This is a genomic window from Xanthomonas vasicola (assembly GCF_000772705.2).
Lineage (GTDB): Bacteria > Pseudomonadota > Gammaproteobacteria > Xanthomonadales > Xanthomonadaceae > Xanthomonas > Xanthomonas vasicola.
Genome location: NZ_JSBW02000051.1, coordinates 77,298 through 103,396, shown reverse-complemented (window position 1 = coordinate 103,396; position 26,099 = coordinate 77,298). Strand labels below are relative to the sequence as shown.

The following is a 26,099-nucleotide window of genomic DNA, read 5'->3' as shown; positions in this document are numbered from 1 at the left end:
TCCTTGGAAGCGTAAGAGCGGTTCGGCTAGTGCGGGAGCACCAAGGAAAGTCAGCTCGCGATGGGCGATCGAATCGATTCCCGCGAAAATAGGCTGTTGGTCGCAGACGCTGTGCAATTGGGTGCGTCAGGCCGAGCCTGATGCCGACAGCGTCAGCAGGCCGACGACGGACGAGCGGACACGGATAAAAGCGCTGGAACGCGAAGTGCGCGCGCTGGGGCAAGCCAGCGAGATCCTGCGCAAGGCCAGTGCGTATTTCGCCCAGGCGGAGCTCGACCTAAGCTTCACGCCCTGACCCAGGTCAGCAACCTGATCCATCGCCGCTTCAGGCCGCGTGCGGCACGCACGCTGGCCTAGTGCGGGTTTGCGTTGGCGGTGCTGCTCTCGTTCTGGCTGGCGACGCCACGCATTGCGGTGGCCTCCTGCAGCGCCTTTATCGCGGCGCAATTGCTGGACATCAGCGTGTTCGACCGCCTGCACGACGGCAGCTGGTGGCGCGCGCCCATCGTGGCCACCACCTGCAGCACCACCCTGGATACCACCATCTTCTGGAGCATTGCGTTTGCCGGCACGAGCCTGCCGTGGGCCAGCTGGACCGCAGGCGATCTGGCGGTAAAACTGGGCATGGGCGTGTTTTTACTCGGCCCGTTTCGCGCGTTGCTCTGGCCTAGCGCGCCGCGTCGGCAGAACGCATAACGCTAGCGCATGCGTTGCTACCGCGAGGACGGCAACGCATCGTTGTTGTCGGTTGTTACGCACGCATCGCATGCACCGCACTCACAGCGCTGTTTCGTCCTTGCCCAGCGGAAATATCAGGCCCTGCACCCGTGCGGCGTTGAAGATGACGCCGCGCGCCTGCTGGATGGCCGGCGTCGGTGCGATCAGACGCGGGCGGCGGTCCAGCGTGCAGCTCAGGCCGGCATCCACCAGCGCTGCATGCGCCTGATGCAGTGCTGCGGCGCTGTCATCCGGCAGCCAGTGCACCTGCACCAACGCGTCGATCAATGCCGGCGTATCGCAAACATCGAGTAGCTGCGGCTGCTGCGCTGCCATGCCGAGCACGCCAGCCTGCAACACGAATTCCAGATCCACCAGGCCGCCAGCGCCTTGCTTGAGATCCAGCCGGCCGGCATCGCTGCGATCCAGTTCGGCACGCATGCGCGCACGCATCTTTCGCACGTCCTCGTGCAACTGCGCGGTGTCGCGCACCCGCATCAACGTATAGCGGCGCACGTGGGCAAACGCGTCGCAAAGCGCCGCGTCGCCGGCCACTGCGCGTGCACGCACCAGGGCCTGATGCTCCCAGGTCCAGGCGCGGTCGCGCTGATATTCGCGGTAACTGGCCAGCGAGGACACCAGTGCGCCCTTGCCGCCATCCGGGCGCAGTCGCACATCGATGTCGTACAGCCGGCCGGCGCCGGTCTCGGCAGCCAGCAATGCCATCACCTTCTGCGCAAGCCGCGCAAACCAGCGCCCGGCCTCCAGCGGACGCTTGCCGTCGGAGGCGTCCACCTCGGGCGGATGATCGTAGAGAAACACCAGATCCAGATCCGATCCGAAGCCCAGCTCCAGCCCGCCCAGACTGCCGTAGCCGACGATGGCAAAGCTGCCGCCGGGCACGTGCCCGTGTGCTGCCACCATTTCGCTACGCGCCAGCTGCAGCACGGTCTGCACCACGGCTTCTGCAAGCCAGGCCAGTTGCCGGGTGCTTTCCACCGCCTGCTGGCGGCCATCCAGCGTGGCCAGTGCAATACGGAAGCTCAGGGCAAGCCGGCGCTCGTTGAGCTCGCGCAGCGCCGCTTCGGTGTCCTCGATATGCAAGGTGTCGGCGCAGGCCGCGTGCAGCGCTGCGCGATCCGGCCGCGGGCCGCTGATGCGCGTGTCGAGCAATTCGTCCAGCAGCAACGGATACGCCGCCAGCCGCTCGGCCAGCAGCGCACTGCGCGAGAGCACATCGACCAGGCGGGCAAGCGCGCTGGGTTGCTCGTCGAGCAAGGCCAGATAGCTGGTGCGACGCAAGGTGGCCTGCAGCAGGCCGAGCATGCGACGCACTGCCGCATCCGGCTGGCTGGCGCGGGTGGCCGCGTGCAGCAGTGCCGGCATCACCCGATCCAGCCGCGCACGCGCGTTATCGGACAGTGCACGCACGCCGGACGACTGCGCAAAATCAGCCAACACCTGATGCGCGCCGGCGGGATCGTTCAAGCCAATCCCCGCCAACGGCGCTGCATCGCCTTCCGGCAGCGCGCGCCAGTAATCGGCAAGCGCGTCCGGTGCGGTGGCGCGTACGCGTGGGGCCAGCAGCTCGGCAAATTCGGCCGCAACGCGTGCGCGCTGCGGTGCCAGCGCGTCCAGCAGGGCCGCCCACTCCGCGTAGCCCAGGCCCAGCGCAATCCGCTCGCGATCCAATGGCGCCTGCGGCAATGCGTGGGTCTGTGCATCGCGCAACATCTGCAGGCGATTTTCCAGCCGGCGTAGAAAACGATACGCAGTGGTCAGCGCCTGGCCGTTCTCCTGGTCGATCTGGCCTGCGGCCACCAGCGCCTGCAGCGCAGGCAGCAGCTGGCGTTCGCGCAGACGCGGCTCGCGCCCACCGCGAATCAATTGCAGCGATTGCGCCAGAAACTCGATTTCGCGAATCCCGCCGGGCCCACGCTTGATGTCGTCCAGACGATCGTGCCGCGCCACTTCGGCGGTGATGGCCGCCTTCATCTCACGCAAGCCATCCAGCGCGGTGAAGTCCAGATACCGCCGGTAGACGAATGGCCGCAGCGTTTCCAGCCAGGCTTCGCCGGCGTCGACATCGCCAGCCACCGCGCGCGCCTTGAGCCAGGCATAGCGCTCCCAGTCGCGGCCTTCGCGCTGGAAATACTGATCCATGCCGGCGAACGACAGCGCCACCCGGCCGGCTGTGCCGAACGGACGCAGGCGCAGATCCACGCGATGGCTGAAGCCCTCGGCCGTGGTTTCGTCCAACAACCTGGCCAGTTGCTGGCCTAACCGCGCGAAATACTCTTCTGCTGCCAATGGGCGCGCACCATCGGATTGACCGCGCTGCGGATAGGCGTACACCAGATCCACGTCCGACGAAAAATTCAGCTCGCCACCGCCCAACTTGCCCAGCCCGAACACCACCAGGCGTTGCACGCTGCCGTCTTCGGCAATGACGTTTCCATGGCGGGTAGCGAATTGCTGCTCCAGCGCGTGCAGGCCGCATTGCAAGCAGTGCTCTGCTAGCTGGGTTGCGCCGGCCAGGGTGGCCTCGACGCTGTCCAGACCGAGCACATCGCGCCACACCAGGCGCGTGGACTCGGCGCTGCGATAGCGTCGCAATTGCGCAGGCCACAGCTGTGGCTGGGCCGGATCGAGCTGCGGCAATGGCAGCGGCGGCGGATCGGGTTGTGCCAGGTGCTGCAGCAATGCCGGTTGTCGCGCCAGCGTATCGAGCGCGAACTCGCTGGCCAGTGCCACCTGCGCAAGCTGCCGATCGAATTCGCCGCCTGGCCATGCCTGTTCGGCAGGCACTGATTGACGGACACGCGCCACGGCCCGCTCGATGAGGGCGGTGAGTGCAGCAGACATGGAAGTGATAGGCATCGGCATGACCGGATTTTGGCATCCCTGCCACGCAGGGAGTGCACACATGCGCGACATCCCGCACAGCGACTGCAACGCGGCGTGCAGCATTTCGCCGCTTTGAACATCTCGCTGACGCAGCCCTGACAAAACCCATGCTGCACTGCGGCTTTCGCACGAGGCATCGCCATGTCGCCCACCACCTTGCCTGCAGCGTTGCTGCCCTCGCTGATTCCGCTCGATACGGACGGCAACGATCCGGCGCTGCCGCCCAGCCTGCCCTTCCTGCATCTGTGGACGGGCCCGGATGGCAAGAGCTGCCTCAACGCCTCGCAGCTGCCCGGCTTTGGCAGCAAGAGCGTGGGTGGCGGTGCCGCACCGCAGTGGTTGCGGCCGTTTCCTGGCAAGGTGCTCGGCATCCAGTTCGCGGTGCTGCCGGTGGGTTGGGTCGGCGACTGGCATGAGAGCCCGCACCCGCAGTGGGTGATTCCGTTGCGCGGCCGCTGGTTCATCGAAACCGGCGACGGCACACGCGTGGAAATGGGCCCTGGCGACATCCACTTCGGCCAGGATCAGGGCACCACCGATCAGCGCGGCCACCGTTCCGGCCAGCTGGGCGACCAGCCCTGCTTGCAAATGATGGTGCAGTTTGCACAATCGCCAGCGGCTGCCACCGCGCATCCGTTCGGCCATCCGACGCCGCGTTGATGGACAGCCACTGCCGCGTTCGCGCACCCGGCGCTGCCCAGCCGGCCGATTGCCCGCCACCCACCACGCAACACGCGGCGCTGGCTGCGCGCCTGGGCAACGCGCGCCTGCAGACCCTCTACGACCAGGCCACCTGGAGCGAGGGCCCGGCCTGGTGGGAAGCGCAGCGCACGCTGGTATGGAGCGATGTGGTGGGCCGCCGCGTGCTTGGCCGGCGCGAAGACGGCGCAGTGGATGTGTTGTTGGACGCCACCGCCTTCACCAACGGCAATGCGGTGGATGCGCAGCAGCGGCTGGTGCACTGCGAACACGGGCGCCGCGCGATCACCCGCAGCGATGTCGATGGCCGGGCGCATCTGCTGGTCGGGCGGTTCGAGGGCAAACGGCTCAATTCGCCGAACGATCTGATCGTCGCGCGCGATGGCGCGATCTGGTTCACCGACCCGCCCTTCGGGTTGCTCAAGCCCAGCCAGGGCTGCCCGGGCCCGCGGGAACTGGACCATCACGGCGTCTACCGGCTGCCGCCCGACGGCGGCGCCCTGCAGTGCATGGTCAGCCTGGATCATCCCAACGGGCTGGCGTTCTCGCCCGACGAAAACGTGCTGTACGTGTCGCAGACGCCCGAAGGCGGCCCCGGCGAGCCGGAGATCACCGCTTTCGACTGGCACGATGGCGCACTGCACAACCAGCGCCGCTTCGCGGTGGTGCCGGACGGCCTGGCAGACGGCTTCTGCGTGGACCGCCAGGGCTGGCTGTGGAGCAGCTCCGGCGCAGGCGTGTGCATCTTCGACAGCGACGGCCAATTGCTCGGCCTGGTGCCGACACCGCACACGGCCTCCAATTGCACATTCGATCTGGCGCAACGGCGGTTATTCATCACCGGCGGCAGCACGTTGTGGCTGCTGGAGCTGGAGCAATAAGCCCCGCGAGCCGGGGCGCCACGGCGCGTCAGGACAGCCTTTGCTGTGGCGTGCCGCGGGCGTGCAAGGTTTGGCCGCTGGCACCGGCTGGCGCTTGACCCGGTAACGTTCAGGCATAAAAAAGCCCGCTTGCAGCGAACTGCCAGCGGGCTTTGCTCCCTCCCCCACGTCGGGATGCAGGATCATAGTGCGCGCCCCGGATCCGACTTGCACGCTGCACTGCAAAACAATACTGAGTAGTACAGAACTGGCGCTTTCCCTCACATCGGTGCACGCGCTGCAGCCCTCAGCGCAGCAGGTCCGGCTGTGCGCGATACCACTGCTGTGCACGCAGCAGATGCCACTCGGGCACATCGCCGCGCAGGCCCACGGCCGCACTGAGCAGTCCCCAACGTGCCAGCAGGCTGCCGCTGCGTTGGTTGCCCTGCAACCGCAGACGCGCATCGCCCTGAAAGCGCTCGTTGCGTGCCTGCAACCGGTCGACGATGACCGTTTCGCCTTGCCAGTGCACGCGCGCGGTCAGCTGCGCCTGGCCGGCGTCCACCAATTGCAGCATCCAGTTCGGAATCGAGCGGTCGCGTGTATACAACGCCATCAAAAACGCCAGGTCGCGCACCTGGATACGCACACGTCCATCGACACCAACCGGCTGACGCCATTGCATGCGCGTATCGTCCAGCACGATGCGCGCCCACCAGCCATCACGACGCTGTCCATCCGGGCCGGTGAACCCAACATTGCGCAGCTGGATGCTGCTGGCATCCAGACTGAAATTTTCGGCGCGCAGGTCGCCGCGCTGCAGACGCAGGTCCGCATCCACATCGCCGCGCAGTGCCAAGCCGGCAAACTGCAGCCGCGCTGCACGCGCACCGATGCGCAAACCGCCTTTGCCGATGCGCCCACCCGGCTCGATCTGCAGATCGCCACTGAGCACGCCGTTGCCGCCGTCAAAACGCAGTTGCTGCTGCGGCAGATAGCGGTTGTAGGCACGTAGATCCGGCACGCGCGCATTGGTAAACACCAAGTGCGCGCGCGTGGCATCGCGCAGGCTGCTCAGGTTGCGTGCATCGGCGCGTGTTTGCAGATCCAGGCGCAAATCGCTGCCTTGCACGAACGGGCGCGTTGTTGCGTCGCTATGTGCGATTGAAAACTGCTGCATTTTCAATGCAAGCGCAGGCAGCAATTGCCCGTTGGCATCGGCATCAACGCGCAGATCGGCACTGGCCTGCCCCGTAATCGCGTGCCCCATCACGCCCACCTGCGCTTGCACATGCGGTACCTGCAGGCGGCTGCCGGCAGCAAGCTGGCCGCGATCGATCTGCAGGTCGGCATCAACCAGACCGTCGCCTTCCAGCGTGAGCCAGTCCACATCCGGAAACAGCGCGGGAATCCAGCGCAGCGACGACAGTTGCCAATGCAGCCGCGCATGCCCGGAAGTGCGCGGCAACAGGCTGCGCATGGATTGCAACGGCAACTGCCGGCCTTGCACGCGCAGGTCGGCATCCAGCGTCAGCCCGGCATCGGCCGGCTCGGGCATGCGTACCTGCACCCGCATATTTTGATCGACCTGCAACTGCGCGGTCAGTTCGCCCAGCAAAGCGGCCGGTGCGCGCGTGCTGTCGTGCAGCGGTGCGCGCCAGCGCAGTTGGCTACCAGACTGCAACGCACCGCGTATCCAGCGCAGTTCACCATCCGCACGCCCCTTGCCGGCACGCGTTGCGACCGTGTGCCGGCCCTGCGCATTGCGGGTGACATCCAACGCTGCGGTGTCGCCATGCAAGGCGATCAGCGCATCCGTGAGCTGCAGCACTGCTCGTCCACTTGCCTGATCCGGTGAATGCCGCGCGATGCTGGCTTCGATACGCAGCTGTCCATTGCGCAGCACTTCGCGTTCGCCCCAGCGCACACGCGCTGATTCGAACACTGCACGCGAAGGGAAGATTTCCATCGGCCCGCCACGCAGTTGCTTGAACAGACCCAGTTGCAGTTGGCCGTCGCCTTCGATGTGCAGCTGACGCAGCGCCAAGTCCTGCACGTGATCGGCAACGATGTGGTCGAATTGCAGGGTCCAGGCGGTTGGTGATGTTGGTGTGCTGGCTTGAGCGTCAACGCGCTGGGCTGATTGCGTCACACCGGTTGTGGGCGTTGCGTTGGTTGTGGTGGTTGCAGTCGTTACGCCTAGATTCTGCGCGGGCGGCTGCGTCGCCGCCGTGTTTTCGACATTGGGCGTTGCTGTGGGCATCCCCTCGTGTGCTGGAGCGGCCGGCGTATCGGCGCCCCCCTTCACCGGAGCAACAGCAGCACGCGTCGCTTGCGTTGCCGCAGACGATTGCGCCGCTGACGCTCCCGGCGCTACGACAGCAGCCTGCATGCCGCCACGCACGCCGTGCGCGTGCAACTCCGGCACCAGCAGTTGCCGGTGCAGCAATGGCAGCAGCCGAATCTGCCCGCTCATCCGCTGCACATACGCGTTCCAGTTCGTGCGCGTCGAATGGCCTTGCAGATCCACGTCCCATAGCACCACACGTCCGGGCCACCAGGTCAGTCCCGGGCCCCATTGCATCGTGAACTTATCGGGCGAGCGGTTCAGCGCTGCCGGGCCGAGTGGCGTATTGAGCAACAGATTGCCCAGCAGCACATAGCTTGCGTACAGCGCGATCAGCGCCAGTAGCGGCCAACGCAGTGCGCGCGGCAAGGCACGCCAGCGGGCGCGCACAGGCATCGTCATGACGGCAGGCTCCTGAAAACCGCGCACGCGGCATGCGCAGTGTGCCAAGTCTGCCGTGAGCAGGGCGCGGCGCTATCGCGACGGCAACCGCATCACTTGGTTTTGGAGACCGCCGGCAACAGTCCGGGCTGTGCGTCATACCACTCACGTGCGCCAGCCAGGTGCCATTGTCGCTGCTTGCCATCGAGCTCAATGCCGGCACCAAGCACGCCCCAGCGCAGATACAGATCGCCGCGCCGCTGCGCATCGTTCAAGGCCAGCCGCGCGCGCAGCGACAAACGCGCGTTTTCCGCATGCAGGTCATCGACTACCAACTGCTGCTTGCGCCAGCGGACCCGGCCGGTGGCATCCAGTTCGCCCGAATCCAGCAAGCCCAGCACCCAGCGCGGATAGTCGGCGCTTTGCGCGAACACAGAGAGCAGCGGTGCGATATCGCGCATGCGAATGGCCGCATCGGCATCCACCTGGAACGGTGCATCGGCCTGGATGGTGCCGGCACCCACCTGCAGCTCGCCCCACCAGTTGGCGTCTTTGCCTTCATCGCCCACGCGCATATTGCGCAGGCGGATGCGGGTGCCACTGAGGTCGAAGAACTTGTTCTTGAAGTCTGCGCGTTGCAGCGTTGCCTGCAACTCGGCATCGCCGCGCATCTGCACGCCGGCCAATGCCAGATGCGCGCCCTGCCCGCGCAGATTTGCATGCCCGCTGCCGACATCGCCGGACGCATTGAGCGCCACATCGCCGGTCAGGCTGCCGCTGCCACCGAGCAGGCGCACGTTATTGCCCGGCAAATAGCGGTTATAGACGGTGAGATCGGGCACACGCGCATCGCTGAAACGCAGCTGCGCCTTGAGCGTGTCGCTCAAGCGGGCCAGCTCGGCATCGCCATGCATGGCCAGGTGCAGATCACGGCCATCCAGCAAGAGTTGTTTGGGCGCATCGCGCGGCGCCGCCTTGAAGGTGGGAATGCTCACATCCAGATGCGCCTGCGGCGTGGCGGCATCGTCGATGCGCCCGTGCGCCTTGGCGATACCGGCCAGCCGCGTGTCGAACACCTGCGCCACCGCCTCGACCCGTGGAATATCCAGCGTGCTGCCACTGGTGAGCCGGCCCTGAGCAAGACGCAGATCCGCCTCGACCAGACCGCCGCCTTGCAGCTGAAACCAGGGCTTGCGCACAAATAGTTCGGCGATCCAGTTCAAGGATTCAAACTTCCAGCGCCCGCGCACCTGGCCCGACAAGCGCGGCAGCACCTGCGCCGGTTGTTCAAACGGAATGCTGCGGCCGGCGACACGCAGATCGGCGTGCAGTTCGCTGCCGGTCTTCTCATCGCGCGGCAGCCGTGCCTGCACACGGATGTCCTGCGCCACGTCCAGCTGCAGCGCCAGCATGCCGCGGTCGGTGGCACCCACACCGGCCAGCAACGGCAGTCGCCATACCGCACGGCTGCCCGGCTGTAGCGCGCCGCCGTCCAGGCGGATATCGGCCTCCACACGCGCCGCCGATGGTCCGCTGCTGACGTCCACATGCGGCGCGCCGGTATCGATCTTCAGCGCCGCGGTATTGGCCTTCAACTGCAGCCGCGCGCGGGTGATGCCGAGTTTGCGCAAGCCAGGCGCTTCATCGCGGTAATGGCGCGGAAACTGGAATTGCGTGTCCAGCTGCGCGCCGTTGAACACTCGCACCCCGTCGTAGCTGACCACCGCATCGGTAAAGCCCGCTTCGGACGGAAACAGCTCCGACGGCCCGCCCTTGAGTTGCTTCAGGAAACCGACCCTGCCGTGCCCGTTACCGGCAATCAGCAACTTGCCCAGACGCGCACTGCGGATGCTGTTGCTGGTGATCGCATCGAAGCGCAACGTCCAGCCCTGGTCGCCACGCGGCGGCGGTGGGATCGGCGTGTCGGAGGTTTCCACTTCCGCGCTCAGGCCGGTGGCGTGCAGCCACGGCAGACGCACCTGGCGCCGGAACAACGGCAGCAGCGCCACACGTGCGTGTGCGCGGTCGGCATGAAAGACGTACACGGTGCGGTTGGCCTGCCCGCGCATGCGCACGTTCCAGGCGAGGACCTCGCCCGGAAACAGCGTCAGCGCCGGGCCGGTCTGCATGGTGAACTTATGCGGCTGCCGGTTGGTGCTGGCGTCGAACAGCGGGGTATTGAGATAAATGTTGCCCGCCAGCAGGTACAGCGCGTACAGCGCCAACACCACGACCACCGCACGACGCCACGGCCGTGGCCAGCGCTGAAAGCGGTCGCGAAGTGAGGGCATGGGCACAGGCAGGAAAGAGTCTTCCGCCACTATCGCGGTTGTGCTGACCGCGAGGCGTGAATGCGGCCGTTGCCGCTATGGAGATGAGGGATTGGGGATGCGCGGTGGAGCTTACAGATTGGCAAGCGGCCGTGATCACTGCAGCAAGATCGTATCCCTGGCAGCGCATGCACTGGTGTCGCGCTGAACGTTTGGCATCAACACTCCATGGGTTTAACGCTGCTAAAACTTCATTGCTGCCTGCGACATGCAGCGACATCGCAGGGTCACGTACCGGGCGGATAACGTGACTGCCCGCTAGCGTGAAGTGACAGGAAGGCTCTCTCCCCCTCCTTCCACTGAGCAAAACGGGCCGTCACTTGGTGATGTCCAATCCGTCGGGCCGGCTCGCTGCGCCGGCCCGAAGTTCTTCGTCTGTGGCGGCCATTGACGCTGATGCGCTCGCTGCCATGCTGATCGATACTTTTTATTGTGAGTCACTGATGGCAGAAGTGTGTGCTGCGTTGGAGGTGCTGCACGCGGATATTTGCACATCGCATATCGTGCTTCGGATGCTGGACTGTGAAAGTTCCTAGCGTTGCGCGTGATGTGCTGCTAGTAGGAATTTGCTGACCTTCAAAGCTGCTGTTTTCCGTTAGGCTGCGCCAGGCCATTTGCAAGCAGGTGGTTTGGGATGGCTGTCTTCCGCCGTACCCTCACCCCACCCCCTCTCCCGGGGGAGAGGGCTTGAGCATTCGGCGCATAAGCATCATTGCAGGCGCGATTGCCGCCGCTAATAATGCGGTCCCGCAGCTCACGCAGCCTCGGCAACCCGTCGCGCGCGCCGCGCGCGCACCGCTGTCGCAAGACGTTCCAACACCTGCACCGAGGCATCCCAACCGATACAACCGTCGGTGATGCTCTGGCCATAGGTCAGCGCGCAGCCCGGCAGCAATTCCTGGCGCCCGCCGACCAGGTGGCTTTCCACCATCACGCCGACGATGCGCGTTTCGCCTGCTTCCAGCTGATTGCTGATGTCGTCGATGACCTTCGGCTGATTCTCGGGGTTTTTGCTGCTGTTGGCATGGCTGGCATCGATCATCAGGCGCGCCGGCAAGCCAGATTTGTTGAGCACCTGGCTGGCCGCTTCCACATTGGCCGCATCGTAGTTGGGCTGCTTGCCGCCGCGCAGGATCACATGGCAATCCGGGTTGCCCGCGGTCGCTGCCACGGCGGTATGGCCGTCCTTGGTGACGGCCAGAAAATGATGTGGATGCGAGGCCGCGCCCACTGCGTCCACCGCAATCTTGACGTCGCCGCCGGTGCCGTTCTTGAAGCCCACCGGGCATGACAGGCCGGACGCCAATTCGCGATGCACCTGGCTCTCAGTGGTGCGTGCGCCAATCGCGCCCCACGCCACCAGGTCGGCGATGTATTGCGGCGAGATGATGTCGAGAAACTCCACGCCGGCCGGCAAGCCGAGATTGTTGATATCGCGTAGCAAGCCGCGCGCTACGCGCAGGCCTTTATTGATCTGGAAGCTGCCGTCCAGATCCGGATCGTTGATCAAGCCTTTCCAGCCGATGGTGGTGCGCGGTTTTTCGAAGTACACCCGCATCACGATTTCCAGCGCGTCGCCAAACTGGTCGCGCAACGGACGCAGGCGCTGCGCGTACTCCATCGCCGCGACCGGGTCGTGGATCGAGCAGGGCCCGATCACCACCGCCAGGCGGTCGTCGCGCCCATGCAGGATTTCGTGTAGCGCGACGCGCGAGTTGGTCACGGTTTCGGAGGAGCGCTCATCGCAGGGCAGCAGCGACAGCAGCTGCGAAGGCGGTGCGAGGGCTTCGATCTTGCGGATACGCAGGTCATCGGTCACAGGCGGCATAACAGTGTCTCGGTGGGCGGTGTTGCATCGGGGAGCCAGGCGAGGCGGCAACAAAAAAGCCGCCAGTGTGCGCTGGCGGCTTTTCGGGAATGCTGCTGAAGTTTCCTTCAGGGTGAGCGCAATCCTTCCTCCGCCAGCGGCATTGGAAAACCGTAGTACCAAAAATAAAACTGGCTGCGGGGTGCGTTCATGGATTGCATTGATACCACGCACATTTGCGCGTTGCTACTGTTTCATCGGCAACGGAACCGGGCGCGGGTTGAGGCAAACGTCCTCTGCAGCCGCTGAAAGACACGCGCACAGGAGCGCAATGACTCCTGGAGCAGTGATTTCGGCACAGCTTGCGGGGCCGATGGCCAACCTGGCGATTGGCGACATCGCTGCAGCCAATCGGCTCGATGCGAACAATCAATGAAACAGTGATCTAACGGGTCGCCTCAATAAATCTCGCAGTCCGCCCCAAGCATCGCCAACTCAAACGGCTGCGCATGTTCGGCATGGCCCCAGCGATCTATCGAGTGCGTTGCGACCACATCACCAACACGCCACCTCCCAGTGCCGACCGCGGCGTCGTACGTCGCCAACGCAGAGGTGGTCGAACACCCTGTGCTGGCTTCGCTGATAGATACGATCGCCGTCGCGATGGCAGCTTCATCCGCACCATCGCAACACAGACATCAGACACTCGCACGCCACGGCACCAACCGTGACGTGCAGAGGAGCCGCAATCACTCAGAACGTAAACACATACTCCGCCGCCACTTCGCGGCCAATCGGGTTGAACAGTGTGGTGTTGTAGAGGCCGTAACCGTAGAAGCGCTCCTTGTGGTCGTAGCCCACTTCGTTGAACACGTTGTTGACGTAGAAATTGACCTTGGCGTGGTCGGTGATCTTGTAACCGGTGCTCAGGTTCCAGTAGATCGCCGGCCCTACGCGGCCGAAGTAACGCTTGCTGGTTTCGCCCAGGTGCACGTTGGCGGTATCGGTCACCAGACACGCATCGGAGACGCTGGGTTGATAGCCGTCATCAAAGCGTTCGCAGGTGCCCCAGTTGACGGCGCGCATCGCGCCGATACGGCGGAAGTACACGGTCCAGTCCCAGGCGCCGCCGTTGTCCCAATGCACGCTGCCACGGACGCGGCTGCGCACGCGTTCGTCGCGACGGTTTTCGTCGCTGTCGGTGCGGTAGATCTGCTCGCGGTAGGCGATCAGGTTGTTGTAGTCCAGCGACAACTGGAAGTTGCCCCAGCCTGCGGTGGCCAGGCGATACGTCAGCGCGGCATCGATACCGGAGGTTTCCATCTGCGCCAGGTTGATCGGGCCGCGATCGATGCTGGCGATAGTGCCGTCGGCATTGCGCATCACGCGTGAGGTGATGGTGTCGCAATAGCCCGCGCCGCCCGGATTGTTCCAGGTGCCGCCGCTGATGGTGGTGCCGGTGCGGCAGCCGGCTTCGGCCGACAGGATCTCGTCACGGTCCAGATCCTTGATCATTTCCTCCAGCTGGATGCGGTAGTAATCCACGCTCAACGACAAGCCTTGTGCGATGTCCCACACGATGCCACCGGTGAACGAGCGACCGGTTTCCGAGCGTAGATCCGGGGTGCCGCGACGATTGACATCCACGGTGTAGAAAATGTTGTTGTTCTCGTCGTTGCAGCCGCCGGTCAGGTACGCGCCCGAGGAAATGCAGCGGTATTGATCGATCACCGTCTGATTGGTGGAACTGGGTTCGCCCAGCACGTAATGCATGTCCGGCGCGCGGAAGCTGGTGGCCACCGTGCTGCGCACCAGCAGGCTCTCCACCGGCCGCCATTCCAGGCCGGCGCTCCAGGTGGTGTCGCTCTGCGTGCCCACATCGGTGGGGATGGCGGCCGAAGAACGGTAGTTGCCGTAGCGGTCGTAGCGGCCTGCCACATTCGCGCTTAATGTGGAGAGCAACGGAATCTGGAATTCCAGACCGGCCGAACTGCGCAGGCGTTCGCCGCCGCCACTGTCCACCACATCCACCGGGTAGCACGCGTTGGCGCACGGGTCGGGGGAGAGTTGATAGCCCTGCTTTGCCACTTCGGCCACGGTGGCGAAACGGATCGGCCCGGCCCAGCCCTGCACCACATCGCCGCTCACGCTGAAACTTGCTTGATTGACCCACGAATACGCCGAGTTGTGCGATTTGGCGACCAGCGCGTCGTATTGGTCCATCGACAGTGGCGTATACAAGCGCGCTTGGTTGATCGCATAGATCGACGTGCCATCGGCGGCGGTGCCGAGGGAGCTGCCGAGGAAGTAGTCGGTGGCGCGCGCGGTGTCCACGGTGCGGATGTATTCGTCGACGGTGTAGCGCGAGCGGCCCACGCTCAACTCCCAATCGAAACGGTCGGCCCACACGCCGCGCAAGCCGGCGCTCAGATCCCAGGATTGTTCCTTGTTGTCGTTGGCAAGCCGGTCCCAACCGCCGGCTTCGCGCCGGGTGAGCTGGCGGATCAAATTCAACGAACGGCCGGTGGCTGCGTCCTGGAACGGGCCCAGATACGCGTACGGTGGGTCGTAGGTCCAGCGGCCGATGCTGCGGTTGGCCGACACCGTGGCCCAGGCCTCGGTGTGTTCGCCGAACTTCCAGGTGCCGTAGAGATACGCCGAATAATCCTCACTGCCGGTAACCAGGCCCCAGTCGCCGTAATCGCGCGCAACGCCGCAGTAATCGCCGGCATTAGTGAGTGCGCCGGTGTTCTGGTTGTAGCTCAGCCGCTGCCCGTCGATGAACTCACCGCCGAAGCGCGCGCAGGTGCCGGCAGGCGGCGCCAGGCGCTCGTTGGTGTTGGCATCGATCAGGCTCAAGCCAGTGAACGGGTTGAAGCCGTACAGGCGGTTCTGCCCGGTCCAGTTGGAATAGGACATGTCGTCCGAATCGTCCATTTTGGGGCGATTGCGTCCACTCAGCGGGTCGCGCTTGGTGGTTTGCAGCGCGTATGTCAGGCTCCAGTTCTCGCCGGTGCGCCCGCCGGCCCACGACACGTCGAAACTATCGCGTCCACCTTCGGTGGCAGTGCCGCCGCGCAGCCGTATCTGGTCGCCCTGGTAGTTGCGCTTGAGGGTCACGTTGATCACGCCGGCCACTGCATCGGAGCCGTAAATCGCCGACGCGCCGCCGGTGAGGATGTCGATGCGCTCCACCGCAGCAGACGGAATATTGCTGTAGTTGGAGAAGTTGCTCTCGCCGCCGTAGTGCAGCGGGTAATCGGCCACGCGATGGCCGTTGACCAGCAGCAGCGTGCGGCCCGGCCCCAGGTCGCGCAGATTGATCGGCGAGGCGTTGGGCGTATGCGAGCCCCACTGCGTATCGGCTTCCACCGAGCCCTGCTGATTCATGCTGTTGAGCACGTCGTAGACGGTGGCAAAGCCTTCCTGCTGTATCTGCTGCGCGCTGATGGTGACCACCGGCTGCGCGCCTTCGACCTGCGCGCGTTTGATGCGCGAGCCGGTGACGCTGACCGCGTCCAGCGTGGAGGTGGCGCGCGTGGCATCGGGTTCGATTTGCTGGGCCATGAGCGGCGGCGCGCACGCGACAGTCACGGCAAGGGAGACGGAAATCGACAAGGCAAGGCGATGACTGCGGCAGTTCATAAGATCCCGGGAGAGGCCGGCCGTGGCCGGCGTGCAATGCGCTGCAACGACGCCTGCCAGCGATGCATGCACCGCTGCCCCTTGTCCGATGGCCCCCCGACCGCTCGGCGCAAGCGCCTGCCATGTGACGCTAAGGCTGCAATGACATCGGTGTCAACACGTGATTGCAGAGTGTGCCGGCGATTGGCACTGCGGCGGCCTGGCGCCGTCTTCAGTACGACCCACGTGCTCCGAGCGCACTCGACCAGCACAGGTGGCGGGGCGTCACGCGCTCACAAGTTGCCACCGTGTTGTTTCGTCGATTCTTCTTGCAGTGCAGCACTTCGCACCGCGCTACATCGGCCGGGCACGTTTGTACGAATGATTCATGAGCCAGCCAGTGCGAGCTGGCCATTCCCCTCACCAAGGAAACTCTCTATGGAGATCAAAACACAAACCGCAAGCTCTTCTTCTCTCGCGCCACCGCACGACGCCCTTGCGGACAACGCCCCCGTCGCCGACGCCGCACCGCCGAGGCAACCGCCGCTCCACCCCAGCTTGTCGGCGCTCACTCCGCGCAGCCGGTCGCGCGCGTCCAGTGCCGACTCCGAGCACGGCGCTTCGCAGATGGACTTGCACGACCCTGACATGCAGGCGCATTCGCCCGCACAGGCCTCCGGCCCGTCCACTGGCGCGACACTTGCCGCGCGCGCAAATGCTGCATTGGCAAGCGGCTTTCAGCAGGCTCGCGCTGCGGTCTCGAAGGGGGCATCCAATCTCTGGTCGCTCGCGGATCTGCGCACCATGCTGCAGATCCATGCGGACGATCCCGCGTTTCTGGCAATCCTACGGGGCGCCGATCCGGAACACGCGACGCCGCATACGTTGGACTCCTGCCGCGAGCAGATGCAGGAGCTAGGCCGGATCATCGAGACAGCATGCGGACTCGGAACGCATCAACGCAAGCAGCTGCTGGGCGACGTTAAGCAGGTACTGGACGCCCTGCAGCCGCTCGATCACACCGTACCGGTCGGCCCACGCGTACTGAAATCGATTGGCAACCTCATCAATTTCTGGCCGATCGTGATTCCCAGCCCGCTGATGGGCAATCAGGCCAAAACCTTCGCCTTCACTATGTCCACCGCCACCAAGGGGGTACTTAGTATGTCGGCCTCGGCGTTACGCCCCACTGCTGACGGCTTTCCCTTTCCGATCATCGGGGGTGGTCAGCTAGGCCGCGAAGCGAACGAAATGCATCTCTACAACCTGCTGATCAACACGTTGTTCCTCACTACCGAACTTCCAAAGAAATTCGGCGATCCGGATACGCGCAGAAACGCCGAGGACGTCAGCAAAAACATCGGCTACGCCGCGGGCGTTTCGGTGAGCTTCACGGCCATGATGCTGACCCCGTTCCTTTGGAACAGCCTCAGTAAGCTCGGCAACAGACTGCTGGATACAACGACACGCCTGGGCGCCGCCGCAGCGCAGGCAACGGGTCTGAACAACCAGGCGCAGCAACTGCGCGCCCGCCTGCCGCCTGAACGCATTAACGAAGAGGTCCGCGCGCAGCTGCAGCTAATCCGCGAACAGCTGGACGCCTCCTGCGAGGCGTTTCAGCAGGCGCGCCGCGACTTTATCAATCAGGATGGAGGGCGCGAACTCACCAGGACGGTAAATGCGCAATGCACGCATCTGTTGGAAACGCTAGACAGGTGTAGCAAACGGCTCGCAAGCGTATTGCATCTAGATAGCGAACAGACGCCAAGTCTTGGGCGCCAAATGCCCAACCACGATGTGTCCTCCAAGGTGGCATTGATGATACTGGCAACTGCGGTGACCGGCTCGACCGTCTACCTTATCCAACCTGATCGGTTGGGCACGATCAACCTGATCAGCGACACCTGCATCGTCACAGCGGTGATGGCGCAGTCGACATGGAATAAGCAGGCCACGCGGCAAGACGCAATGGAACGCTTCAAGGCCATGTGTGGCGGCAGCATGGTCATCGCCCTTGCGCTGGGCGCAGAGAAGTTGTCCAAGGTGCTCACCGACAAAAGCTTGATCGAATCCTCACCGAACGCTCAGTTTTATGCCGGGGTCATCATGTCGCTGATGGCGGTGACGATGCCAGGCCCGATCGCACGCGGTGCGGAGTTGGCGATGAACTGGGGCGAACGCCAGCTTGGCCGCAGGTTCACCGGACCGGATGGCACACCGCTGGAAACCCGTGTTCCCTCCTCTGCCGAAGAACTGCAGCAAACATCGCACCGCACGTTGGGGTATCTGCTGAGCCTGAGAGATGAACAGCTAGAGGAGTACGCGGAGAACGTGGGAGATTCGATCCTGCAAGCCATCCAGGAAGCCGGCGAAGCGGCGCAAGGCCGCCCCAGCAGCAGCGTCACCCTTACCGAGATCGATGACAACCAAGCCGCTGCGCCCGAACGTGCGCCGGGGGGCGCTGACAGGCCGCGCTCAGATTAAGCGCCGCCGCGCCAACGGTGCATTCGCAGCGAGTCCAGTGACGTCCACGGCCCGCGATGCCATGACATCCACCTCGGCCGCCACAGGACTCAACCGCTGCGCAATGAATGCGCCGTTCCGATGACTTTGCTAGTGCCCGAATCCTGCCGTCTCACATCACGCCAAGGAATATCCCATGCACATCAAGCAACCGAATCAAGCGGAGGCAGCCATCCAGCCGCACACGCAATTCCCCCAGGAAGCCGCACCGGCGGCATCGCAGCCGACACCTGAGGGTGCGGCCCCCCCAACCCCAACGCGATCCGAAATTGAGCGGGCTCAGCCAGCGCACACGCAGGCCCTCGTCGCCGGCCGGAAGCTCCGACACCGAGATCATCGAAGCAGACACCGCCAGCGTTGGCACAGATGCGGCACCGCCCCAGCACACCATGCTGCAGCCTAGGCCGCCTACGGTGGATGCACACAGTTCCGTGTTTCGCAAAGCAACCGCCGGCTTGACCGAGGGGGAGCTGCAACTCTCCGGCACGCTCAGAAACGCCGCTTCCAAGCTCTGGTCGCTGGCAGACCTGCGCACCATGCTGCAGATCCATGCGGACGATCCTGCATTCTGCAGATGGCGCGTCACACCGACCCGGAACAGCACGTGCCGCACAGTCTGGCCGCGTGCCGCCAGCAGATCACGCAGCTGCGCGATGCCAGCGAAGCGGCACCCGATCTGGAAGCACGCTTGCGTCAGCAATTGCTCGGCGACATCAAGGCCGTGGAAGACGCGCTGCAGCCACTGCAGCACGGCACAGGTGGCGAGGCGTTACGCGATCACAAGTTGCCATTGTGTTATTTCGTCGATTCTTCCTGCAGTGCAGCACTTCGCACCGCGCTACACCGGCCGGGCACGTTTGTACGAATGATTCATGTACGCCAGCCAGTGCGAGCTGGCCATTCCCCTCACCAAGGAAACTCTCCATGGAGATCAACAAAACACAAGCCGCAAGCTCTTCTTCTCGCGCGCCACTGCAAGACGTCAACGCGGACAACGCCCCCGTCGCCGACGCCGCACCGCCGAGGCAAACGCCACTCCACCCCAGCTTGTCGGCGCTCACTCCGCGCAGCCGGTCGCGCGCATCCAGCGCCGACTTCGAGCAAGGCGCTTCGCCGATGGCCTTGCACGACCCTGACATGCAGGCGCATTCGCCCGCACACGCCTCCGGCCCGTCCACTGGCGCGACACTTGCCGCGCGCGCAAATGCTGCATTGGCAAGCGGCCTTCAGCAGGCCTACGCTGCGGTCTCGAACGGGGCGTCCACTCTCTGGTCGAAATCGGATCTGCGCACCATGCTGCAAGTACACGCGAGCGACCCCGCCTTTTTGCAAATGGTGCGTCATCTCGATCAAGAGCAGGCCGCACCGCATAGCCTGGCGCGTTTGAGCGCAGCCATCGCGGATCTACGCGGGGCCATCTCGAACCCTCAAAACGGACTGGAAAAGCGCTTCCGTAACGCGTTCCTGAGCGACATCAAAGCGGTAGAGAAGGCGCTGCATCCGCTGGAGCACGGAACACCGGCAACCGGTCGTGCGCTGAAGGCACTGCTCAACCTGGGCAATGCCTGGCCACTGCTCGTGCCAAGCCCGTTCATGGCGAATCAGGCCAAGACGTTTGGGTATTCGCTTGCACTGGCAGCAAGGGGTGTGCTGATGCTGTCGGCATCCGCACTACGCCCTACCGCCGATGGCTTTCCCATCCCGATCATTGGCGGTGGGCAGTTGGGGCGCGACGCCAACGAGCTGCATCTGTATGCCTACCTGCTCAATGGTTTGTTCCTGCCATTCGAAATCACCAAGAAGGCCGGCAGCGAGGCTATGCGACATCAAGCCGAAGCAGTGGAAAACAACATGGGGTTTGGCGCAGCCGCAGCAACGGCCTGCGCGGCGATGATGATGACCCCCTTTCTCTGGAACAGCATTAGCACCTTGGGCAATCGCGCGCGCGACCAGGTGTCGCGGTTGCGCGCGAGCGCTGCGCACCAATTGGGCTTCACCGAGTCCGCGCAGCGGACGCGCGCCGGCATGACCCCCAGGCAGATCAGCGCGGAATTACGCACGCAACTCGACCAGATCGCAACCGTGCTGCTCAACGGCCGGGATGCATTTCAACAGGTGCGCCGCGACTTCACCGGCCCGGGCCAGGGGCATGAACTCACCCGTACGCTCAATGCCCAGTGCACCCATCTGCTGGAAACGCTTGATCGTTGCTGCAAGCACTTGAGCACTGCGCTACAGCACGGCCAGGACCGGTCTGAGTCGATTCCACGGCAACTATCCAACGACGACGTTGCCGCCAAATTGTCGTTGGCCTTGCTGGGTATCGCGGTGACCGGCTCGGTGATTTACCTGATTCAGCCGGACCGGATCGGGACGGTGGATTCGCTGGCCGATACCGCGGTCGTGGCGGCGGTCATGCTGCAGTCGACTTTCAACAAGCATGCGAACCGGCAGGACACGATGGAGCGCTTCAAGGCCATGTGCGGCGGCAGCATGGTGATTGCCATGGCACTTACTGCCGAGAAACTTGCCACTACCTTCGCCGACCAGAGCTTGATCGAAGCGTCGTCCACCTCGCCTTACTACGCGGGTGCGGTCATGTCGCTGATGGCGGCGACGATGCCGGGTCCGGTCGCCGACGCCACCGAGAAGGCGATGAACTGGGGTGGACGGCAGATCCGCCGGTTGTTCACCGGGCCCGATGGCACGCAGCTCGCAACCACCGTTCCTTCCACGCCGGAGGAGCTGCAAGAGACGAGCCGTCGCACGTTGCGGTATCTGCTCCAGCTGTCGCCGGAGCACCTGCAGGCTTACGAGGAGCAAGTCGCTCCAGACGCCGCGCTACAGGCGATCCGGGACGCCGGCGCCGCGGCGCAGCCGAGCACCAGCCGCGTCACCATCACCGAGATCCAGGAGGATGACGGCGTCGCCGCGCCCATCGCAGAAACACCGGACACCAGTCCGCCACGGCTGTCCACCAACTCTAACGGCGAGAGCGTGGAAGACAGTGTCTCTGCCGAGCCCGGAGCCGCGACAACGCTGGACAATGCGCAGTCTCCCTCGACCCGCGATGACGCGACGGCCGGCCGTGCTTCGACACCGCATTGACACTGCAAGGCAGACAGGCAGCGGCGCGCCAAACGCGCCAGCTCACGCCGCGCGGCGGGCTTCCCGGAATCCAGGGCCGCGGCGACCAGATCGCACGCCGTAATGGCTTGGCGGGTGCGATGTCGTCCCGGACTGGAGTAGGCACAACGCTCCCGGCAAGCGAAGCGTGCGCCGCTCGTCGCGCATCATCGTGCAGCCGGCACGACGATGCACAGCGCGCTGTATAAAAAAAAGCCCCGCATCGCTGCGGGGCTCCTTTTGACTGCGGTGTTGCGTGTCGGCTTGCGCCGGCTGGATCAGAAATCCATGCCGCCCATGCCGCCCATGCCGCCACCGGCCGGCATTGCCGGCTCGTCCTTCTTCGGTGCATCGGCCACCATGGCTTCGGTGGTGATCATCAGGCCAGCGATCGAAGCTGCGTTCTGCAGCGCCGAACGGGTGACCTTGGTCGGGTCCAGGATGCCGAATTCGACCATGTCGCCGAACTGGCCGTTGGCGGCGTTGTAGCCGTAGTTGCCGGTGCCTTCCTTGACCTTGTTCAAGATCACGGACGGCTCTTCGCCGGCATTGGCCACGATTTCGCGCAGCGGGGCTTCCATGGCGCGCAGGGCGATCTGGATGCCGTGGGTCTGGTCTTCGTTGGCACCGGTCAGGTTACCGACAGCCACCAGCGCACGCACCAGGGCCACACCGCCGCCCGGGACAACGCCTTCTTCAACGGCTGCACGGGTCGCGTGCAGGGCGTCTTCGACGCGTGCCTTCTTTTCCTTCATTTCGATTTCGGTCGATGCGCCGACCTTGATCACTGCAACGCCACCGGCCAGCTTGGCCACGCGCTCCTGCAGCTTCTCACGATCGTAATCGGACGAGGTGTCTTCGATCTGGGTCTTGATCTGGCCGACGCGCGACTCGATCGCGGCCGAATCGCCGGCGCCGTCGATGATCGTGGTGTTTTCCTTGGAAACCTGCACCTTCTTGGCGCGGCCCAGGTCCTTGATGGTCGCCTTCTCCAGCGCCAGGCCCACTTCTTCGGAGATCACGGTGCCGCCGGTCAGCACGGCCATGTCTTCCAGCATCGCCTTGCGACGGTCGCCGAAGCCCGGCGCCTTGACGGCCACGACCTTGACGATGCCACGGATGGTGTTGACCACCAGGGTCGCCAGCGCTTCGCCCTCGACTTCTTCGGCGACGATCAGCAGCGGCTTGCCGGCCTTGGCCACGCCTTCCAGCACGGGCAGCAGGTCACGCACGTTGGAGATCTTCTTGTCGTGCAGCAGGATGAACGGGTCGTCCAGATCGGCCGACTGGCTCTGCTGGTTGTTGATGAAGTACGGGGAGAGGTAGCCGCGATCGAACTGCATGCCCTCGACCACGTCCAGCTCGTTTTCCAGGCCCGAGCCTTCTTCAACGGTGATCACGCCTTCCTTGCCGACCTTCTTCATCGCTTCGGCAATGATGTTGCCGATCGACTCGTCCGAGTTGGCCGAGATGGTGCCGACCTGGGCAATCGCCTTGTCGTCGGTGGTGGGCTTGGAGATGTTCTTCAGCTCGACAACCGCAGCCTTGACGGCCTGGTCGATACCGCGCTTGAGGTCCATCGGGTTCATGCCGGCGGCCACAGCCTTGGCGCCTTCGCGGATCAGGGCCTGCGCCAGCACGGTGGCGGTGGTGGTGCCGTCGCCGGCGTTGTCGTTGGTCTTGGAAGCGACTTCCTTGACCATCTGCGCGCCCATGTTCTCGAACTTGTCAGCCAGCTCGATTTCCTTGGCGACGGAGACGCCGTCCTTGGTGATGGTCGGAGCGCCGAAGCTCTTTTCGAGCACGACGTTGCGGCCCTTCGGACCCAGGGTTGCCTTCACGGCATTGGCAAGCACGTTGACGCCACGAACCATACGGGTACGTGCGTCTTCACCGAAACGAATGTCTTTAGCAGCCATTGGTTGTTACTCCGGAAATTGAGAATGGGGAATGGGGAATCGGTCAATCAAAGACGGAGATCGGGGGCTGGGTGGGATGGCGAGGGCGTTGGCCGCTCTACCGATTCCCGATTCCCCACTCCCGATTCCCGGCGCGTAGCGCCTGATCAGCCGATGACGGCCAGAATGTCGTCTTCGCGCAGCACCTTGTACTCGACGCCTTCGGACTTGTAGCTGCTGCCGGCGTACTGGCCGTAGATGACCTTGTCGCCAACCTTGACCACCGGCGCGCGCAGGCTGCCGTTGTCCAGCGGCTTACCGGCGCCAATCGCGACGACTTCACCCTTGGTGGACTTTTCCTTAGCGGAGTCCGGGATCACGATGCCGCCGGCGGAAACTTCGTCGGCTTCGATCGGTTTGACTACAACGCGGTCGTGAAGCGGCTTGATGCTCATAGAGAAGACCTCTTAAGTATTTGATTGGCCTGGAAATTATCGGCTATGTTAGCACTCGCATATGACGACTGCCAGCACAGCGCGCGGAAAAAACCCGACAGAGCGGGTGCGGGCCAGAGATTGTGCTGCGTGGGCGGCCTTTCAAGGGCTGGCGGTAAAAATTTTTCTTCGACCGCTCCCTCCGAAACGCCGAGAGCGGCTGACAAGACGCAGCGAGCGGTTGTCAGGTGGGGGCGGACGGCGCGGAGGAACCGGAGTGTACGAGTGGTACATGAGGATTCCGAGCACCGTCCGCGCCCGCCAGGCAGACGCGCAGTCGTTTTGTCGGTCGCTCTAGAAATGGAACCAGGTTCCACCTTTTGTCATGCGCGCGTTTTACAGTCGGGATCGCATTCCCCGATCACAAGGAGCTGTCGATGAGGTTGCCGTCCCGTGTTGTGTCCCTGCGTTGCACCCTTCCCCTGGCCTGCGCGTTTGCGCTGAGCGCCACCTCCGCCAATGCGGCGGTCTTCATCAACGAACTGCACTACGACGACGCGGGCGCCTCCGGCGACAGCGGCGAAGGTGTGGAAGTGGTGGCCACGGCTGGCGAATCGCTAAGCGGCTACCGGATCTATCTGTACAACGGCAACACCCCCAGTGCTGCGGTGGTGTATGCCAACACGGCGGTACCGGCCGGCAGTATGGTGAGCTGCGGCAGCCAGGTGCGTATCGCCACGGTGAGCTACGCCAGCAACGGCGTGCAGAACGGCCCCAACGACGGCGTGGCGCTGGTCGACCCCAACGGGCAGTTGGTGCAGTTCCTCAGTTACGAAGGCGCCATCACCGGCAGCGGCGGCCCGGCGGCCGGCGTGGCCAGCCAGAACCTGCCGGTGAGCAAGAGCAACAGCATCGCGGTTGGCAGTTCGCTGCAATTGACCGGCACCGGCAGCAGCGCGGCCAACTTCAGCTGGGCCGGCTCGGCGGCGCAGACGTTCGGCGCCTGCAACCGCGGCCAAACCTTCACTGGCAGCGACGGCGGCGGCACCGGCGCTCCCACCATCGGCAGCACTACCCCGACCCAGGGTGCCACCGGCTTCCCGGCCGCCGGCGATCTGGCAGTGGGCTTTAGCGAAGCGGTGACGCTCAGTAGCGGCGCGTTCGCGCTGAGCTGCGCCAGTTCCGGCAACGTGGCATTGAGTTACGCAACGACTGGCACCCGCTTCACGCTATCCACCAACACCGCCCTGGTCGGCGGCGAGCGCTGCACCCTGGCCATCACCGCCAGCGCCATCCGCGATGCCAGCGGCCTGAGCCCGGCGGCCAACCAGTCCATTGCCTTCACCGTGGCTAATGCCAGTGGCGGTGGCACTGGCTACTACTCGCGCGTCAACACCGCCAATGCCAGCCAGCTGCGCTGCTCGCTGCATGCCACCATCCAGGGCCACACGGTCTACCCATACAGCGGCACAGGCACCAACACCTGGACCATTCTGGAAATGGCCGACGAGGATCCCAGCAACAGCGGCCGCATCCTGGACGCCTACCGCAACCGCAGCTACGCCAAGGTCAGCGACCGCGCGGGCACCGGTAGCGGGCTCACCTACAACCGCGAGCACACCTGGCCCAACTCGCTGGGCTTCGGCAGTGCCACCGGCGACCGCGGCTTGCCGTACGCGCCCTACACCGACACCCACATGCTGTACCTGACCGACACCACCTTCAACGCGGACCGCGGCAACAAGCCCTATGCCACCTGCACCAGCAGCTGCGGCGAGCGCGTGACCGAGGTCAACGACGGCAGTGGCGGCGGCAGTGGGCGTTACCCCGGCAATTCGAACTGGGTGCGCACGCCCGACGGCAACAGCGGCACCTTCGAGGTGTGGGGCCGGCATAAAGGCGACATGGCGCGCGCGGTGATGTACATGGCGATCCGCTACGAAGGCGGCACCGACGCGGCTACCGGCCAATCCGAGCCGGACCTGGAGCTCACCGACGACCGTAGCAAGATCGTGCAGACCTCGGCATCGCCTGCGTATATGGGCCTGCTCTCCACGCTGCTGGCCTGGCACCAGGCCGACCCGCCGGACGATGCCGAACGCGCCCGCAACCAGGTGATCTTCAGCTTCCAGGGCAACCGCAACCCGTTCGTGGATCACCCCGAATGGGCCACCGCCAGCCTGTTCAATTCGGCCAAACCAGCTAGCTGCCAGTTGGCCAATTAAGAACGGCTAACAAAACGCAGCGAGCAGTCGCCGGGCGGGTGCGGACGGCACGCTCAGAACCGCGTGTACGCGTGGTACATGCCGATTCCAAGCACCGGCCGCACGCGCCTGGCGGTGAGCGCAGTGGTTTTTTCAGCTGTTCCAAGCTGCACTGGCCCGGCGCGTAAGGCGTTGGGCCGCTGGGCTTGGATCGTGCGGAAACACTGCCCAGAACGGAGGTA

At 64.5% G+C, this 26,099-nt stretch carries 12 protein-coding genes, 2 other RNA genes and 3 pseudogenes; 8 read left to right on the top strand and 9 right to left on the bottom strand.

Going from position 1 to position 26,099, the window contains the following annotated elements:
• Positions 1 to 29 precede the first annotated feature (29 nt).
• A pseudogene (locus NX05_RS24980) lies at positions 30 to 294 on the top strand (transposase); the annotation flags it as partial.
• 6 nt (positions 295 to 300) lie between these two features.
• Positions 301 to 696 (top strand): annotated as a pseudogene (locus tag NX05_RS14630) (VUT family protein); the annotation flags it as partial.
• A gap of 81 nt (positions 697 to 777) precedes the next feature.
• Here NX05_RS14630 and glnE read toward each other — a convergent pair.
• The gene (gene glnE / locus NX05_RS14625; RefSeq protein WP_039434233.1) at positions 778 to 3,603 is read right to left on the bottom strand and encodes a bifunctional [glutamate--ammonia ligase]-adenylyl-L-tyrosine phosphorylase/[glutamate--ammonia-ligase] adenylyltransferase; all 2,826 of its coding nucleotides are present in this window, start codon (positions 3,601 to 3,603) and stop codon (positions 778 to 780) included.
• A 162-nt stretch (positions 3,604 to 3,765) separates the two neighbouring features.
• Between glnE and NX05_RS14620 the strand changes: the two genes are divergently transcribed.
• Together NX05_RS14620 and NX05_RS14615 are read left to right on the top strand one after the other, a co-directional pair.
• Positions 3,766 to 4,284: a cupin domain-containing protein gene (locus tag NX05_RS14620; protein ID WP_039434145.1), complete on the top strand. Its 519-nt coding sequence runs from the start codon at positions 3,766 to 3,768 to the stop codon at positions 4,282 to 4,284.
• Positions 4,284 to 5,204, top strand: coding sequence for an SMP-30/gluconolactonase/LRE family protein (locus NX05_RS14615; protein ID WP_039434142.1), 921 nt, complete (start codon positions 4,284 to 4,286; stop codon positions 5,202 to 5,204). The genes NX05_RS14620 and NX05_RS14615 overlap by 1 nt, the downstream gene beginning before the upstream one ends.
• A 286-nt stretch (positions 5,205 to 5,490) precedes the next feature.
• Here the strand turns inward: NX05_RS14615 and NX05_RS14610 are convergent, their stop codons facing one another.
• The 4 genes from NX05_RS14610 to NX05_RS14595 all read right to left on the bottom strand — a co-directional run bounded on the left by NX05_RS14610 (position 5,491) and on the right by NX05_RS14595 (position 15,615).
• Positions 5,491 to 7,932, bottom strand: a complete 2,442-nt coding sequence (locus tag NX05_RS14610) for a hypothetical protein (protein ID WP_039434139.1) — start codon at positions 7,930 to 7,932, stop codon at positions 5,491 to 5,493.
• A gap of 92 nt (positions 7,933 to 8,024) precedes the next feature.
• Positions 8,025 to 10,202 (bottom strand): translocation/assembly module TamB domain-containing protein, encoded by a 2,178-nt coding sequence (locus tag NX05_RS14605; RefSeq protein ID WP_039434137.1) that lies wholly within the window; start codon positions 10,200 to 10,202, stop codon positions 8,025 to 8,027.
• A gap of 793 nt (positions 10,203 to 10,995) precedes the next feature.
• Positions 10,996 to 12,069, bottom strand: a complete 1,074-nt coding sequence (locus NX05_RS14600; RefSeq protein WP_039434134.1) for a 3-deoxy-7-phosphoheptulonate synthase — start codon at positions 12,067 to 12,069, stop codon at positions 10,996 to 10,998.
• A gap of 732 nt (positions 12,070 to 12,801) precedes the next feature.
• Entirely contained in the window at positions 12,802 to 15,615 is a 2,814-nt protein-coding gene (locus NX05_RS14595) for a TonB-dependent receptor plug domain-containing protein (protein WP_039434131.1), read from the bottom strand.
• Positions 15,616 to 16,110: 495 nt separating this feature from the next.
• Between NX05_RS14595 and xopX (NX05_RS14590) the strand changes: the two genes are divergently transcribed.
• The 3 genes and pseudogenes from xopX (NX05_RS14590) to xopX (NX05_RS14580) all read left to right on the top strand — a co-directional run bounded on the left by xopX (NX05_RS14590) (position 16,111) and on the right by xopX (NX05_RS14580) (position 21,303).
• A complete protein-coding gene (gene xopX / locus NX05_RS14590; protein WP_240307855.1) occupies positions 16,111 to 18,156 on the top strand; it encodes a XopX family type III secretion system effector in 2,046 nt (681 codons plus the stop codon).
• Positions 18,157 to 18,458: 302 nt separating this feature from the next.
• Positions 18,459 to 18,970, top strand: a pseudogene (locus NX05_RS25265) (XopX family type III secretion system effector); the annotation flags it as partial.
• Between the two features lie 149 nt (positions 18,971 to 19,119).
• On the top strand, positions 19,120 to 21,303 hold the full coding sequence (gene xopX, locus NX05_RS14580; RefSeq protein ID WP_249027765.1) for a XopX family type III secretion system effector: 2,184 nt from the start codon (positions 19,120 to 19,122) through the stop codon (positions 21,301 to 21,303).
• A 296-nt stretch (positions 21,304 to 21,599) separates the two neighbouring features.
• Here the strand turns inward: xopX (NX05_RS14580) and groL are convergent, their stop codons facing one another.
• From groL to NX05_RS22760, 3 genes are all read right to left on the bottom strand, one after another.
• Positions 21,600 to 23,240, bottom strand: coding sequence for a chaperonin GroEL (gene groL / locus NX05_RS14575; RefSeq protein ID WP_010368157.1), 1,641 nt, complete (start codon positions 23,238 to 23,240; stop codon positions 21,600 to 21,602).
• A gap of 146 nt (positions 23,241 to 23,386) precedes the next feature.
• Positions 23,387 to 23,674: a co-chaperone GroES gene (locus NX05_RS14570; RefSeq protein ID WP_003483210.1), complete on the bottom strand. Its 288-nt coding sequence runs from the start codon at positions 23,672 to 23,674 to the stop codon at positions 23,387 to 23,389.
• A 197-nt stretch (positions 23,675 to 23,871) separates the two neighbouring features.
• Positions 23,872 to 23,947: non-coding RNA, sX9 sRNA (locus NX05_RS22760), on the bottom strand.
• A 143-nt stretch (positions 23,948 to 24,090) separates the two neighbouring features.
• On the opposite strand from NX05_RS22760, the gene NX05_RS14565 reads away from it, so the two are divergent.
• On the top strand, positions 24,091 to 25,878 hold the full coding sequence (locus tag NX05_RS14565; protein ID WP_039434123.1) for an endonuclease: 1,788 nt from the start codon (positions 24,091 to 24,093) through the stop codon (positions 25,876 to 25,878).
• A gap of 4 nt (positions 25,879 to 25,882) precedes the next feature.
• Here the strand turns inward: NX05_RS14565 and NX05_RS22755 are convergent.
• Positions 25,883 to 25,958: non-coding RNA, sX9 sRNA (locus NX05_RS22755), on the bottom strand.
• Positions 25,959 to 26,099 lie beyond the last annotated feature (141 nt).